Here is a 14670-nt window from a genome sequence, read left to right on the forward strand (position 1 = left end):
CGCGCACCGTCGCGCGGCACCGCCGGGCGTCCCGTCCGGCCGGCCCCACACACCGGCCGCTCGGTCACGCCATGAACCATCATCGGCGTACCGGACCGGGAACCGCCACACCGGCCCCGCCCGTCTCTCCAGCAACAACCGGAGCGGGCGCCGGAGCCGCCGCGCCCGCCCCGGCGTCCTCCCGCCGCCGACAGGAACAGGACCGCGCACCGTGACCGACACCGCCCGGGGCACCTCCCGCCGCTACGGCAGCCGGCCGACGATGAAGGATGTCGCGGCGCGCGCCGGGGTCGGCCTGAAGACGGTTTCCCGGGTGGTCAACGGCGAACCCGGCGTCACGCCCGACACCGAACGCCGCGTCCAGGACGCCATCACCGCCCTCGGCTTCCGCCGCAACGACTCCGCGCGCATCCTGCGCAAGGGCCGCACCGCCAGCATCGGCCTGGTCCTGGAAGATCTCGCCGACCCCTTCTACGGGCCGCTGAACCGCGCCGTCGAGGAGGTCGCCCGCGACCACGGCGCGCTGCTGATCAACGGGTCCAGCGCCGAGGACCCCGCACGCGAGCAGGAACTGGTGCTGGCGCTGTGCGCGCGCCGGGTGGACGGGCTGGTGATCATCCCGGCGGCGGACGACCACCGCTATCTGGAGCCGGAGATCGCGGCGGGCGTGGCGACCGTCTTCGTGGACCGCCCGGCGGGCCGCATCGAGGCGGACACGGTGCTCTCCGACAGCTTCGGCGGCGCCCGCGACGCGGTGGCGCACCTGATCGCGCACGGCCACCGCCGCATCGGCTTCCTCGGCGACCAGCCGCGCATCCACACCGCCGCCGAACGGCTGCGCGGCTACCGCGCCGCGATGGCCGAGGCCGGTCTGCCCGTGGACGAGGCGTGGGTCTCCCTCGGCTCGACCGCGCCGGACCGGGTGCGCTTCGCGGCCACCGCCATGCTCGACGGGCCGCGGCCGGTCACCGCGCTGTTCGCGGGCAACAACCGGGTGACGGTCACCGCGGTCCGGGTGCTCGCCGAACGCCCGCGCCCGGTCGCCCTGGTGGGCTTCGACGACTTCGAGCTGGCCGACCTGATCTCCCCCGCGATCACCGTCGTGGCGCAGGACGCCGCGCGGCTCGGCCGTACCGCCGCCACGATGCTCTTCCGCCGCCTCGACGGCGTGGACGGGCCGCCGCGGCGCGAGGAGATCCCCACCCGCCTGATCCCGCGCGGCTCGGGCGAACTGCCGCCGCCGGCGGGCAGCTGAGCGGCGCCGCCGTCCGCGCCGTCGCCCGCGGGCGTCAGCCGTCCTCCGCCGGATCGTTCCTGGAAGCACGCCGCCCCCGCGTGAACGCCAGGACGCTGCCGACGACGGCGATCAGGGCGATGGCCAGGGCGATGCTGATGCCGCCCTCCGTGTCCCAGTACACGTCCTCCAGGCTGATCAGCAGCGCCGCCTCGTCGACGGTCAGGGCCAGCCCCACCCCGTAGGCCAGCCCCAGCCAGGCGCGGGCCCGCGCCGAGCGTTCGGCCAGGCTCGCCGCGCCCACCACCGCGAGCAGCAGGATTCCCCACACGTAGTGGTGCAGGTGCACCCCGCCGGCCTGCACGTCGCCGACCCCGGCCACGTCGATGTGGATGAGCCAGGTCAGCAGGCGCATCCCGCCGAAGGTCAGGGCGAACCCCCACCAGGCCAGGACGAAGCCCCGGCGCTTGCGGGAGATGCCGGGCAGCAGGCGCAGCCACAGCGAGCGGCGCCCCCGGTGCCCGGACGGCGCGCGGCCGGACTTCTTCGCGGACTTCAACCGGTCTCTCCCACCGTGAACTTCTCGATCAGTGCGGCCATGGCGTCCGGCGCGCTGTAGTGGGCCCCGTGGGCCGCGCCCGGGATCTCCTCGGCGCGCCCGTCGGCGACCATGCCTGCCACGCGCCGGGTCCAGGTGCCGGTGGCGATGGTGTCACCCGTTCCCCGTACGACGAGCGTGGGCGCGCGGACCCGGGACAGGTTCCCCTCGAATGACCCGGCCGCGTCCCGCAGCGCGCGGCCGAAGGAGGCGGCGCAGCGCAGGGGGCCGGTCACCAGGTAGTCGAACGCGGCCAGGGAGAGCAGGCCGAGGGGCTCCTTGGGGGCGTCCGCGACGAGCCGGGCGAACTGACGCCACCCGGAGACCCCCGGTTCGAGCGCCGGGCCGACCAGCACCAGGCGGCTGACCAGGTGGGGGTGGCGGGCGGCCAGGGCCGCGGCCACCTGGCAGCCGACCGAGTTGGCGACCAGCACGCTCGGGCCCGGGGACAGCCGCCGGTGCAGGCCGGCCAGGGCGTCGGCGAGCTGCCCGACCTCGGGGGCGCGGTACACGACGGCCCGGGAACGCGCGTTGCCCGGCAGATCCGGCACCACCACACCCGCCCCGCCCGCGGCCAGCCGGCGCGCGAGCGGCACGAAGTACCGCCCCGAGAGTCCGAGCCCGTGGACGAGCACCACGGCCGGACGGTCCTCGCGTGGTGGAGGACCGTATCTGCGGGCGAAGAATCCGGCGTCAGTCATGTGATCCACATGCCCGCCATCGCCTTCCGTACAACCCGGTTCCAACCGGGCAAATCCACCTCCGGCCGGAATGGCCGTCCGTCACGCCGCCCCGGGCCCGAACCGCCGCACGAACACGTCGTACGCACCATTGGTGTCCCCCGGCACCAGGTCCGGCAGGACCGAGCCGAAGACCACGCTCCGGCCGTCCCGGCTCAGCGCGTGCTGGGCGGCGTGGTTCAGGTAGCCGTCCGCGACCGGGTACTGCTCGCCGGTGGGCAGGTCGTGCAGCGTCAGCCGGCCGTCGTAGTTCTCCAGCACGCGCCGCCCGTCGCCGCTGACCGCCGTGGGGAAGCCGCGTTCCCGGCCCACCTGTCGCGTGTGCCGGGCGCGCAGGTCGTACACGTAGCCGTACCAGCCGGGCGCCCCGGACCGGGACGGCGCGCGGCGGGAGTCCGCGGCGAACGTCACGGCGCGGCCGTTGTCGCTCAACTCCCCCAGCCGCAGGCGGCGTTCGTCCATCGGTGTGCCGTCGGGGTTCATGTCGGCCCGGCGCACGGCGCCCGTCCGGCGGTCCCGTACGAAAAGGTCCTGCCCGCCGCCCTCCGGCTCGTCGAGCACGTACGCGACCCACCGGCCCGTCCCGCTCAGCGAGACGCCGCGCACGATTCCGTACTTCGCGTTGTCGCCCGGCGCCTTGGGGGTGATCAGTTCGGTGCGGCCGGTGACCGTGTCGTATACGTAGTCGAGCACCGGGCCGCCCGGCGCGGGGCCCGTGGCCCGGAAGGCGACCGAACGGCCGTGTGCGCTCAGCGAGGTGACCTCGCCGCTCCCGCCGCCGGCCGGGGAGCCGGCCGGCGGGACCAGGTGGGTGGTGCGGCCGGCCCGGCGGTCGTGCAGGTACGCGGAACGGTGCCCGACGTATCCGGTGGAGTACGCGACGAAGCGGCCGTCGGCGCTGATGAGCGGGACGTTGTCGATCCCGGCCCCGTCCTCGCGCCGGGCGCCCGGTATCCGCTCGACCCGCCCGGTACGCAGGTCCTTGACGGCCGGCACGTGCGTCGAATCGCCCCCGCCGCCCAGCTCCGGCGCGCCGGTCCAGAAGGCGACGTACCGGCCGCCGGCGCTGATCGAGGCGATGTGCGAGGGGCCGGTCAGCTGACCGCCGTCCGCCGCCGTACTCACCCGTGTGACGGTGGACGCGGCCCCGTCACCGGCCCACGCCACGCCCCCCGACACCAGCACTCCCACCACGACGGCCGCACTCAGCCCCGCATGCACCCGCTTCGACATGTTCCCCCCTGAATCTCCGCCACCCCGCCCGTGCGGGATACGCGCATACAAGCGCGCCAGGAGGGACGCCCGCAATCAGCCGTTCTCCGTACAACGTCCGGTACGGGTGAAGCGTCGGCGGCCTGGTCCGGCCGCCTGAGCCGCTTCTGTGCTTCCGCGAGCAGACGGCTGTGAACCGTTCGCGCGAGCAGGCACGTCATGCGCCGAGGAACAGGCGGACGGCGCGGGCGAACTCCAGCGGGCGGTCGCGGTGGAGGAAGTGATCGGCATCCAGCTCCACCGCCTCGGTGCCCGGACGGCGCCGAACCATCACCTGTGCCCGGGCCGGACCGACCACGGGGCTGCGTGCCCCGTACAGCAGCAGGGCAGGACAGTCGCTCGCCTGCCAGTCGGCCCAGTGATCGCCTTCATTGTCCGCATAGGAGTCGATCGTGTCCTGCGGGTGGAACGGCAACCGCCACGAGCCGTCGGGGAGCTGCCGCAAGGCGTCCGCGAACATCGGTCCGGCTGCGCCCAGCGCCGCGGTCAACTGCTCGGGGGTGTCCGCCCGGTAGGGGCAGCCGCTCAAGAAGAGGAACGGATTCGCGCCCCCCGAGACGCCCATCTCGGCACCGGCGTCCTCCACCACGAGAGCGCTCACCAGATGCGGGTGCCACGCAGCCGTCTGATAGGCGTTGAGCCCACCCAGTGAGTGCCCCAGGACCACCGCCGGACCGGCCGCGAGGTGTTCGATCAGCGCCGCCACATCGTCGACATAACCCTGGCGGGTGTACTGCGGTGCCCGGTCCGAATCACCGTGGCCTCGCTGGTCGGGTGCGACGACGCGCCAGTCGGGGGCCAGGTCCCGGGCGAGACGGGAGAAGGTGCGCCCTTCGTCGAGGTGCCCGTGCAAGGCGAGCAGCAGCCGACCGTTCCCGCCGAAGTCCAGGTAGGACAGTCGGCGGCCGTCCAGCATCAGTTCGGCGCGCACAGGGGGCGAGGGGGTGGCATTCACTGCGGGACTCCTTGGCGGTGTGCCCGGCACGATCCCGGCTGCTCTGAGCACCGTACGCCGTGGCGCTCACGGCGCACAGGCACATGCACCCGGGATTCCGACGGCCCCGGCCGACCCCGACCCGGCCGGCCCCGTCGTCGAGCGGGGCCGGCGAGGCCGTCGGAGGACCGGCCCTAGCAGCTCGTCAGGATCACGAGCTGCTGCGTCGCACGCGACATCGCGACATAGCGGTCGACCGCCCCCTGGACGCCCCCGCCGAAGTCCTCCGGATCGACGAGGACGACCAGGTCGAACTCCAGCCCCTTCGCCAGCTCCGGGGACAGCGACCGGACACGCGGCGTCGCCCGGAACGTGGGGTCGCCGATGACGCAGGCGATCCCGTCGTCGTGTGTGGCGAGCCAGTGGCCGAGGATCGCGTCGCGGTCGGTGACGGGGCCGTGGACCACCGGGATGCCGCCGCGGCGGATGGAGGTCGGCACGTTGGCGTCCGGGAGGGCGGCCCGGATGACCGGTTCGGCCGCCGCCATGACTTCTTCCGGTGTGCGGTAGTTGATGCTCAGGGAGGCCACGTCGATCCGGTCCAGGCCGATCCGTTCGAGCCGCTCCCGCCACGACTCGGTGAAGCCGTGCCGGGCCTGAGCGCGGTCGCCGACGATGGTGAAGCTCCGGGACGGGCAGCGGAGCAGCAGCATCTGCCATTCCGCGTCGGTCAGTTCCTGCGCCTCGTCCACCACGATGTGCGCGAACGGGCCGGCCAGCCGGTCCGGTTCCGCGATGGTCAGTTCGGCCTCGTCCACCAGGCTGACCTGGGCGTCCTGGCCGCGCAGCATCGTCACCAGGCCCTCGCCCTCGTCGAGGTCGGCGCCGGAGGCGGAGGCGGCGTCTATCAGGTTGTCGACGACCTGCGTCATGCGCTCGCGCTGGGCGGCGAGGACGGCCGCGTGCCGGCGCTTGGTGCGGGCCGCCTCCGGGTCGCCGAGGCGCTGCCGGGCCGCGTCCAGGAGCGGCAGGTCGGACACCGTCCAGGCCTGGGGCGCGTCCTTGCGCTGGAGCCTGCGCACTTCGTCGGTGCTGAGCCAGGGGGCGCACAGCCGCAGGTAGGCGGGGACCGTCCAGAGGTCCGAGACCAGATCGGTGGCTTCGAGCAGCGGCCAGGCGCGGTGCAGGGCGGTGACCAGTTCCCCGTCGTGGCGCAGCGCCCGCTCGAAGTCGTGGCCCGGGACGTCGCCGTCGAGCTTGTCGAGCAGGATCGCGACGAGCTCTTCCCAGATCTGCTCGCGCGCCTCGTTGTGCGGAGTGCCGGGGTCCGGCGCCTCGAACGCCTCGGCCCAGTCGTCGGCGGTCAGCCGGACGTCTCCCCAGTCGGTCGAGACCGTCATCCCCCTGGCGGGCGGTTCCTCGTAGATGCCGACGGCCTTCTCGATGGCCTTCACCATGCCGGCGGACGACTTCAGGCGGGCCGCCTCCGGGTCGCTCTCGTCCACCGCCTCGGCTCCCTCGGCGACGAGGTCCCGTATGACGCAGGTCTGTACGCCTTCCTCGCCGAGGCTGGGCAGGACGTCGTCCACGTAGGCCAGGTAGGGCCGGTGCGGGCCGACGAACAGCACGCCGCCGCGGCGGTGTCCGAGGCGGGGGTCGGAGTACAGGAGGTAGGCGGAGCGGTGCAGGGCCACGACGGTCTTGCCCGTGCCGGGTCCGCCGTCGACCACGAGGGCGCCGCGGGACCCGGCCCGGATGATGGCGTCCTGGTCGGCCTGGATGGTGCCGAGGACGTCCCGCATCCGCGCCGAGCGGTTGCCGCCCAGGCTGGCGATGAAGGCGGAGTGGTCGTCGAGCGCGGCGTGCCCTTCCAGGCCCTCGGCGGTGAAGACCTCGTCCCAGTAGTCGGTGATCCGGCCGCGGGTCCAGCGGTACCGGCGGCGGCTCGTCAGCCCCATCGGGTCGGCGTGGGTGGCGCCGAAGAACGGCGCGGCCGCGGGGGACCGCCAGTCGACCAGCAGCCGGCGGCCCGTGCTGTCGGTGAGGCCGAGCCGTCCGACGTACACGGGATCGGTGCCGTCCGCGCCGGCCATCCGGCCGAGGCACAGGTCGAGACCGAAGCGGCGCAGCGCGCGCAGCCGTCCGGTCAGCCGGTGGACCTCCGCGTCGCGGTCCATCGCCTGCCGGCCGGTGCCGCCGGGCGCCTTGAGTTCGGCGTCGAGGCGGTCGGACAGTTCGGTGATCGTCCGGTCCAGGCTCTCCGCGATGGCCGCGAAGTGCCGTTCGTCGGCCGCCGTCAGCTTCGGGTCGGCCTTGGCGGCGAGGCGGTCGGGAAGGTCGAACACGCCGGTGGTCAGGGAATGCATGGTGTCAGCTCCGATCCTGGGCCGCCCGCGGGGTCCTGCCGCGCGTACGCCCGCGGCGCGGCGCCGGAGACCTGTGACCGCGGCGCGGGTTCCCCCGTCGGCCCGCCGTCACCGCACCCCCCGTACGCCGACATCCCCGTACGTACTTCGCTTATCTCCTATTCCCGCAGGTTCTGGCCCTTCGGCGAGCGATTGTGCGGCATGACCGGGGCCTTGCCGCAAGCCCCCCTGTGCGCTATAAGTTGAGAGTGGCAAGGAGTGGGCAACTCCTTGCTTTTTCGTTTTTTGGGGCGGGCTTGGGGGCGGGCATGGGGCGAGGCATGTCACGGTCGGTGCGTGCGGTCGTCGGAGTCGGTGCGGTGGGTGCCGCCGTGGTGGGGTTGTGCGCCCCGGGCCCGGCGCGGGCCGCCGCGCCCGCATCCACCGCCGCCGCGCCCGCGTCCTCCGTCCAGCGGGTCAGCACGGCTTCCGACGGTGCGCAGGCCGACGGCGCATCCGGGCCCGCCGCCGTCAGCGCGGACGGGCGCTACGTCGTCTTCTGGTCCGCCGCCCCGAATCTGGGCGCGGGCTACTTCCCCGTGCTCCTGGTCAAGGACACGGTCACCGGGCAGCTCACGCAGGTCCCGAAGCCGCAGGGGTACGGCGGCGGGCCCTTGGCGATCAGTGCGGACGGGCGGTACGTCGCGTTCTCCACGGGGACGCGCTATCCGCTCCCGTACGTCCACGACCGCCGCACTGGGACGACGGAGCAGGTCCGCCCGAAGGACCCGCCGGTCGGCAGCGAGATCAGCGACGTCGCCGGGCTGAGCGCCGACGGGCGGCACCTCGCGTACACCATCACCAACCGGCACGGCAACGCCCCCGTGCTGCTGTACGTCCGCGACCTGGACCGCGGCACCGACGAACTCCTCACTCCCGCCGGGCCTTCCGGCTATCCGCTCGCCGACGGCGGCTCGCTCTCCGGGGACGGCCGGGTGGCGGCGTACGGCATCCACCGGCGCGGCGGCAGCGGCCCGGACACCGGTGACGTGTTCGTGCGCGACCGGGACACCGGCGAGGTCGAGCAGGTGGACACCACGCACGACGGCTCCCCGGCCGACGGCCCGGCGCGGCTCGCGCAGCTCAGCGCCGACGGCCGGTTCGCGGCCTTCACGTCCACCGCCGGCAACGTCGTGCCCGGCGGCACCAAGCCCGGCCCGCATGCCTACGTCCGCGACCTGCGCGCGGGACGCACCTGGCAGGTGGCGGGCGACGGCGCGGTGGCGAAGGCGGTCAGCGGGGACGGCCGGTGGGTGCTCGTCGCGGAGGGCGGCCGGCTGGTCCTCGTGCACGCGCGGAACGGACAGCGCCGGGACGTGGGCCCGGGCGACCGGGCGGGCAGCGGGGCGGTGGACGGCGAGGGCCGGGCGGTGGCGTTCAGTTCGGACGCGGCCGATCTGGTGCCCGGGGACACCAACGCGGCGTACGACGTGTTCGTACGCCGCTGGTGACGGGCCGTCAGGCGGCCGGTGCCGGGCGGCCCGCGAGGGCGTCCAGGTCGGCGCGGGTGAGTCCGGTCAGGCGGGCGACCTCGGCCGGGTCCACGGCGCCGCAGTCCAGGCCGCGCAGCAGGTAACCGCTGAGCGCCTTGGCGGTGGCGGGCTCGTCCAGCACGTCGCCGCCGGCCTTGGAGACGTACGCGGTGAGCCGGGCGGCGGCCTGCTCAAGTCCGCCGCGGTAGAAGGCGTAGACGGCGGCGTAGCGGGTGGGCAGGTGGGCCGGGTGCATGTCCCAGCCCTGGTAGTACGCGCGGGCCAGCGCACGGGTCACCAGGCCGTGGTGCAGCCGCCAGGCGTCGTGCACCCGGGCGGTCGCGCCGACCGGTAGGACGTTGGTCGAGCCGTCGGACAGGCGCACGCCGGTACCGGCCGCGGCGACCTGCATGACGGCCTTGGCGTGGTCGGCCGCCGGGTGGTCGGGGGCCTGGTGGGCGGCGCTGACGCCGCAGGAGGCGCTGTAGTCGAAGGTGCCGTAGTGCAGGGAGGTGGCACGGCCCCCGGCGGCCTCGATCATGCGGGCGACGGTGGCGCGGCCGTCGGCGCCGAGGATCGACTGGGGGGTCTCGATCTGGATCTCGAAGCCGATCCGGCCGTCGGGCAGCGCGTGCGTCTTCTCGAACGCCTCCAGCAGCCGCGCCATGGCGGTGACCTGCTCGGCATAGCTGACCTTGGGCAGGGTCAGGACCAGCCCGTCGGGGAGGCCGCCGGCCGCCATCAGGCCGGTGAGGAAGATGTCGAGGGTGCGGATGCCGCGGTCGCGGACGGCGGCCTCCATGCACTTCATGCGGATGCCCATGTAAGGCGCCGCGGTGCCGTCCTTGAAGGCGCCCGCGACGAGGGCGGCGGCGCGGGCGGCCGCTTCGTCCTCCTCGGCGTCGGGGCGCGGCCCGTAGCCGTCCTCGAAGTCGATGCGCAGGTCCTCGACGGGCTCGCGCTCCAGCTTGGCCCGGACCCGCTCGTACACCGGCTCCGCCAGGTCGTCCGGGAGGCCGAGAACGCCGGCGAACGCCTCGGCGTCCGGCGCGTGCTCGTCGAGCGCGGCGAGGGCGGCATCGCCCCACTCGCGGAGGGTGCCGGCGGTGACGGCGTCGCCGGGTACGTAGACCGTGTGGACCGGCTGCCGGGTGCCGGGGTCGCCCGGGTAGCGCCGCGCGAGGTCCGCGTCCACGTCCGCGAGTGCGGTTCCTATCTCCTCGCGTACGGTGGGCGCGAGGCTCGTCGCCACCGTCTCGTGCTGCCCCATCCGACACCCTCCCAGTGGTTCGCGCCCGCCCCGCAGAGTTTCCGCACGTTTCCGCGTTACGGAATCAACAATCCGTAGAGCGAAGTTATCCGGGCCTAGACCGCAGGTCAACACCCTTCGGCGAGCGGATCGAGCAGGCACCGCATGGGGAGCGTTCCCCGTCTCGCGCGCCGTGCGCCCGCGTACCGAGGTATCCCGTTTCACCCCTTTCAGTGCTTCCCCCGCGATCACCGGCCGGGCCGGAACGCCCGTGCGTAGCATCACCGGCGCGGTGCGGGTGGCCGGGAGCCCGGCCGCCCGCACGAGGCGTGGGGGGCTGCATGCCGGAGGAGTTCGGGGACGCGCTGCGGCGGCTGCGGCGGGAGCGGGAGGTCTCCCTCCGGTCTCTCGCCCAGCTGGTGCACTACAGCAAGGGCTACCTCAGCAAGATCGAGAACGGTGAGAAGCCGCCGACCGCCGACGTGGCCCGCCGCTGCGACGCGGCCCTGGCCGCGCAGGGCACGCTCAGCCGGCTGCTGGCCGCCCGTACCCCCGGCGACCGCTGCCCGTATCCGGGACTGGCCGCCTACACCGCCGCGGACGCCCCGTGGTTCTTCGGCCGGGAGCGGGCCACCGCAGCCCTGGTCGGCCGCCTCGCCGAGCGCGTGGACAGCGCGGGGCCGCTGGTTCTGGCGGCCCCGTCCGGCGCCGGCAAGTCCTCGCTGCTGCGGGCCGGACTGCTGCCCGCCCTGCGCGCCGGGGCCCTGCCCGGCTCCCGGCACTGGCCGGTCCGCGTCCTGACGCCCGGCGCGCACCCGCTCACCGAACTGGCCGCGGCGCTGGCCGGACCGGCGGCCCCGGGCACGGCCCCCGCCGTCACCGCCGAGGAGCTGTCCGGGGCTCCCGAGCAGTGCCCCGCCGCCGTACGCGCCGCGCTCGGCTCCCGTCCCCGCCTGGTCCTCGTCGTCGACCAGTTCGAGGAGGTCTTCACCGCCTGCGAGGACGCCCACGAGCGGCGGGCCTTCGTCACGGCGCTGTGCGCTGCCGCCCGGGAGGCCCCGTGCGCCGTGGTCCTCGGCGTCCGCGCCGACTTCTACGGCCAGTGCCTGGACCACCCCGCGCTCGCCCCGGCCCTGTCCGCCGGGGTGTTCGCGCTGCGCCCGATGTCCGTACGGGAAGTCCGCGCGGCGATCACCCGGCCCGCCCGGGAGGCCGCGCTGGAGCTGGAGGCGGGCCTCGAAGAGCTGCTCCTGTCCGACCTGGGCATCCACGGGGACGACGAGCCGGTGGCCGGCGGCGCGCTGCCGCTGCTGGCGCACGCCCTGCTCGCCACCTGGCAGCAGCGCTCCGGCCGTACCCTCACCGTCGCCGGCTACCGGCTGACCGGCGGTCTGCACGGCGCCGTCGCCACCACCGCCGAGCGGGTGCACGCCGGCCTGGACCCGGCGGAGCGGCGCACGGCGCGGCAGGTGCTGCTGCGGCTGGTCCAGGTCGGCGAGATCGCGGGCGAGACGCGCCGCCGGGTGCCGCACGACCGCCTGCTGGAGCATCTGCCGGACCCGGAGAAGACCGCCGCCGTGATCGACGTCTTCGTCCGCGCCCGGCTGCTGACCCTCGACGCGGACACCGTGGAGATCACCCACGAGGCGCTGCTGCGGGCCTGGCCGCGGCTGCGCGGCTGGATCCGCGCCGACCGGGCCGGGCTCGTCGTCCACCAGCGGCTCACGGAGGCGGCCGGGGCCTGGAAGCGGGAGGGGCGGGACACCGCGGCGCTGTACCGGGGCACGCGGCTGGCGGTGGCCCGCGAGTGGGCCGGGCAGCAGGGGGAGAACGCCGGACTCAGCCCGCTGGAGGAGGAGTTTCTGCACGCCTCGCAGGAGCGCGAGGCGGCCGCGGCCCGGGCCGGCCGCCGCCGGGTGCGGCGCCGCCGCAGGCTCGCGGGCACCCTCGCCGTGCTGCTCGTGCTCGCCGTGTGCGCGGGGGTGCTGGCGGTGCAGCAGTGGCGTACGGCGGAGGCCGGGCGCCGCGACGCGTACGCCGGTGAACTGGCCGCCCGCTCAGGGCAGGTGGCCACCGGGCAGCCCGAGGCAGCCATGCTGCTCGCCGCCGAGGCATACCGGATGCGCCCCTCCCCCGCCTCCCGCAGCGCACTGCTGAGCACGCAGGCCCGGCCGTTCGCCGGGCGCCTGACGGGCATTCAGGGGCCGGTCAACGGCGCCGCGTTCAGCCCGGACGGCAGGCTCCTGGCGGGCGGCGGCTCGGACGGCACGGTCCGGCTCTGGGACCGGCGCACCCGCCGCCCGCCGGTCACCGCCCTCACCACCGGTGCGCCGCGGATCCGCGGTGTCGCCTTCAGCCCGGACGGCCGCCTCCTGGCCGCGGGCGCCGCGGACGGCTCCGTACGGGTCCGGGACACCGCCCGCCGTACGCCCGCCGTCACCGTGCCCGGCGACGGTGACGGCGGCGAGGTGGCCTTCGCGCCCGCCGGCCGCGGCGGCGCGGCCCGCGGCGACGTGCTCGCTTCCACCGGCCCCGGCGGCAGCGTGACCCTGTGGGACGCGCCCCGCATGCGGCCGATGGCCCGCTTGCCGGGCCGCGGGGGCGCCGGGACCGGCAAGGTGGCGTTCAGCCCGGACGGCCGCCTGCTCGCCCGCGGGGACGCGGGCGGCCGGCTCCGGGTCTGGCGGCTGCCGCCGTCGCTGACCGCGTCGGCCCCCGGCAGCGCCCTGTCCGCCACCGGCCGTCCCGCCGCCCCCACCGTCCTCGCCGACCGTTCCGGGCACGGCGACGGCGTCGTGGCCGTGGCCTTCAGCCCGGACAGCGCGACGCTGGCCGTCGGCGGCACGGACCGTACGGTCACGCTCTACGACACCCGCCGGATGACCGTCCGCGCCCGGCTCACCGGCCACAACGACGACATCAACGCGCTGGCGTTCTGCCCCGACGGCGACACCCTCGCGTCCGCGTCCGGCGACGGCTCCGCGCGCCTGTGGGAGGTCGCCACCCGCCGTACCGTCGCCGCCTTCACCGGGCACAGCGACTACGTCCTCGCCGTCGCCTTCTCCCCGGACGGCCACACGCTGGCCACCGGCAGCTTCGACCGGACCATCGCCCTGTGGAACCCGGCCGGCGCCGCGCTGACCGCCCGCCCGGTGTCCGGCCGCTCCGCCGTCGCCTTCGCCCCCGGCGGGCGGCGGCTGGTCGCCGCGGGCGTCGACGGCACGGTCCAGCGGTGGGACGTCCGCGCGCGTACGCAGCTGGGGCCGCCGCTGCGCGCCCACCACGGGCCGGTGCGGGACCTGGCCTACGCCCCGGACGGCAGGACGTTCGCCACCGCGGGCGCCGACGGGACCGCACGCCTGTGGGACGCGGCGAGCGGCGCCCGCAAACGGCTGCTGACGGGGCCGGGCGGTTCGGTGTTCGGGGTCGCCTTCGCCCCCGGCGGGCGGCTGCTGGCGGGGGCGAGCGAGGACGGCACGGTCCGGCTGTGGGACCTCACGCGGGGCCGGTCCACCGTCCTGACCGGCCACGACGACTTCGTCAACGGTGTGGCGTTCAGCCCGGACGGGCGGCTGCTGGCGAGCGCGAGCGACGACCGTACGGTCCGGCTGTGGGATGTCGCCACGCACCGTCGGGCCGGGGTGCTGCGCGGGCATACGGGCGCGGTGTGGGCAGTGGCGTTCAGCGCGGACGGGCGCACGCTCGCTTCGGCGGGCAACGACCGGACGGTGCGCCTGTGGGATGTGCGCCGGCAGCGGGGCACCGGTGTGCTGCGCGGCCACACCGGGTCGGTGCGGGGCATCGCCTTCGCCCCGCGCGGGCGGCAGTTGGCCACGGTCGGCTTCGACAGCACCGTACGGATCTGGGACACCGCCGCCCGTACGCAGACCGCCACCCTGACCGGGCACACCGATGTGCTGTGGTCGGTGGCCTACGCGCCGGACGGCAGGACGCTGGCGACCACCGGCGCGGACGGCTCGGTGCGGCTGTGGGACCTGGACGCGAACCGGGTGGCCGGGCGCATCTGCCCGCTGGTGGGCAGGACCGGGCCCGCGCGTTGGCAGGAGCTGCTGCCCAATGTGCCGTACGAGCCGATCTGCGACCCCTGAGAACCTGGATGCACACCGGCCGGAGTTCGGTACCCGGGCTCTGCCGCCACGGCGGTCCCGGACGCCCGGAAAATAAGGTGTGGCGTTCCGCGCACCTGTCAGGTGACACTCTCCGGCATGACATGGACCGCACCAAAAGTTGACCGCCGCACCGAGCCGTACGTGGCGGATGAACGCACGATGCTGCAGGGCTGGCTGGACCGGCACCGCGACACCCTGCTGAGCAAGTGCGCCGGCCTCACGCCGGAACAGCTCGTCCGGCCGAGCGCCGAACCGTCGAACCTCACGCTGCTCGGCCTCGTCCGGCACATGGCCGAGGTGGAGCGCAGCTGGTTCCGCTTCCGGGTCGCGGGCCAGAAGGTCGGCCCCCTGTACTACACCGACGAGCGGCCGGACACGGATTTCGAGGTGCTCGACACCGCCGGGGCCGAGGCCGATTTCGCCACCCTGCGCGCCGAGATCGACGCCGCCGACCAGGCCGTGGCCCACCGCAGCCTGGACGACACCTTCACCACGACGGACGGCCGGACGATCAGCCTCCGGTGGGTGTACGTCCACATGATCGAGGAGTACGCGCGGCACAACGGGCACGCGGACCTGCTGCGCGAGCGGATCGACGGCGCGACGGGCGAGTAGCGGCCGGACCCGGACGGGCGG

Annotated in this window: 10 protein-coding genes; 4 read left to right on the forward strand and 6 right to left on the reverse strand. The window is 75.1% G+C overall.

All coding sequences use genetic code 11. The annotated features are described in order from the left end of the window. Window positions 1-211 precede the first annotated feature (211 nt). Entirely contained in the window at window positions 212-1255 is a 1044-nt protein-coding gene (locus IH45_RS0106895) for a LacI family DNA-binding transcriptional regulator (RefSeq protein WP_030662981.1), read from the forward strand. 34 nt (window positions 1256-1289) lie between these two features. Here IH45_RS0106895 and IH45_RS0106900 read toward each other — a convergent pair whose 3' ends face one another. The 5 genes from IH45_RS0106900 to helR all read right to left on the reverse strand — a co-directional run bounded on the left by IH45_RS0106900 (window position 1290) and on the right by helR (window position 7144). Next, window positions 1290-1793 (reverse strand): hypothetical protein, encoded by a 504-nt coding sequence (locus tag IH45_RS0106900; RefSeq protein ID WP_030662983.1) that lies wholly within the window; start codon window positions 1791-1793, stop codon window positions 1290-1292. Next, window positions 1790-2533, reverse strand: coding sequence for an alpha/beta fold hydrolase (locus IH45_RS0106905; RefSeq protein ID WP_030662985.1), 744 nt, complete (start codon window positions 2531-2533; stop codon window positions 1790-1792). Before IH45_RS0106905 ends, IH45_RS0106900 begins: the two co-directional genes overlap by 4 nt. An 81-nt stretch (window positions 2534-2614) precedes the next feature. Continuing rightward, entirely contained in the window at window positions 2615-3805 is a 1191-nt protein-coding gene (locus tag IH45_RS0106910) for a TolB-like translocation protein (protein WP_030662987.1), read from the reverse strand. 196 nt (window positions 3806-4001) lie between these two features. Beyond that, a complete protein-coding gene (locus tag IH45_RS0106915; RefSeq protein WP_234440444.1) occupies window positions 4002-4799 on the reverse strand; it encodes an alpha/beta fold hydrolase in 798 nt (265 codons plus the stop codon). Between the two features lie 173 nt (window positions 4800-4972). Beyond that, window positions 4973-7144, reverse strand: a complete 2172-nt coding sequence (gene helR, locus IH45_RS0106920; RefSeq protein ID WP_030662993.1) for an RNA polymerase recycling motor ATPase HelR — start codon at window positions 7142-7144, stop codon at window positions 4973-4975. Between the two features lie 320 nt (window positions 7145-7464). Between helR and IH45_RS1000000148595 the strand changes: the two genes are divergently transcribed. Next, window positions 7465-8634 carry a TolB family protein gene (locus IH45_RS1000000148595; RefSeq protein WP_030662996.1) on the forward strand — a complete coding sequence of 390 codons (1170 nt, stop codon included), beginning with the start codon at window positions 7465-7467 and terminating at the stop codon, window positions 8632-8634. Between the two features lie 7 nt (window positions 8635-8641). Here the strand turns inward: IH45_RS1000000148595 and IH45_RS0106930 are convergent, their stop codons facing one another. After that, window positions 8642-9925 carry a DUF6986 family protein gene (locus IH45_RS0106930; RefSeq protein WP_030662999.1) on the reverse strand — a complete coding sequence of 428 codons (1284 nt, stop codon included), beginning with the start codon at window positions 9923-9925 and terminating at the stop codon, window positions 8642-8644. A gap of 320 nt (window positions 9926-10245) precedes the next feature. Here IH45_RS0106930 and IH45_RS0106935 point away from each other — a divergent pair, with 320 nt between their 5' ends. Continuing rightward, complete coding sequence (locus IH45_RS0106935) at window positions 10246-14013, forward strand: nSTAND1 domain-containing NTPase (RefSeq protein WP_078897314.1); 3768 nt, start codon at window positions 10246-10248, stop codon at window positions 14011-14013. A gap of 117 nt (window positions 14014-14130) precedes the next feature. After that, window positions 14131-14649, forward strand: a complete 519-nt coding sequence (locus IH45_RS0106940) for a DinB family protein (RefSeq protein ID WP_030663005.1) — start codon at window positions 14131-14133, stop codon at window positions 14647-14649. Window positions 14650-14670: the final 21 nt, after the last annotated feature.

This window comes from Streptomyces rimosus subsp. rimosus (assembly GCF_000720725.1).
GTDB lineage: Bacteria > Actinomycetota > Actinomycetes > Streptomycetales > Streptomycetaceae > Streptomyces > Streptomyces rimosus_A.

Excerpts from the sequence above, each read along its gene's own strand:
- IH45_RS0106905 (WP_030662985.1), bottom strand. The coding sequence starts at position 2,533 with ATGACTGACGCCGGATTCTTCGCCCGCAGATACGGTCCTCCACCACGC.
- IH45_RS0106910 (WP_030662987.1), bottom strand. The coding sequence starts at position 3,805 with ATGTCGAAGCGGGTGCATGCGGGGCTGAGTGCGGCCGTCGTGGTGGGA.
- helR (WP_030662993.1), bottom strand. The coding sequence starts at position 7,144 with ATGCATTCCCTGACCACCGGCGTGTTCGACCTTCCCGACCGCCTCGCC.
- IH45_RS1000000148595 (WP_030662996.1), top strand. The coding sequence starts at position 7,465 with ATGTCACGGTCGGTGCGTGCGGTCGTCGGAGTCGGTGCGGTGGGTGCC.
- IH45_RS0106930 (WP_030662999.1), bottom strand. The coding sequence starts at position 9,925 with ATGGGGCAGCACGAGACGGTGGCGACGAGCCTCGCGCCCACCGTACGC.
- IH45_RS0106935 (WP_078897314.1), top strand. The coding sequence starts at position 10,246 with ATGCCGGAGGAGTTCGGGGACGCGCTGCGGCGGCTGCGGCGGGAGCGG.
- IH45_RS0106940 (WP_030663005.1), top strand. The coding sequence starts at position 14,131 with ATGACATGGACCGCACCAAAAGTTGACCGCCGCACCGAGCCGTACGTG.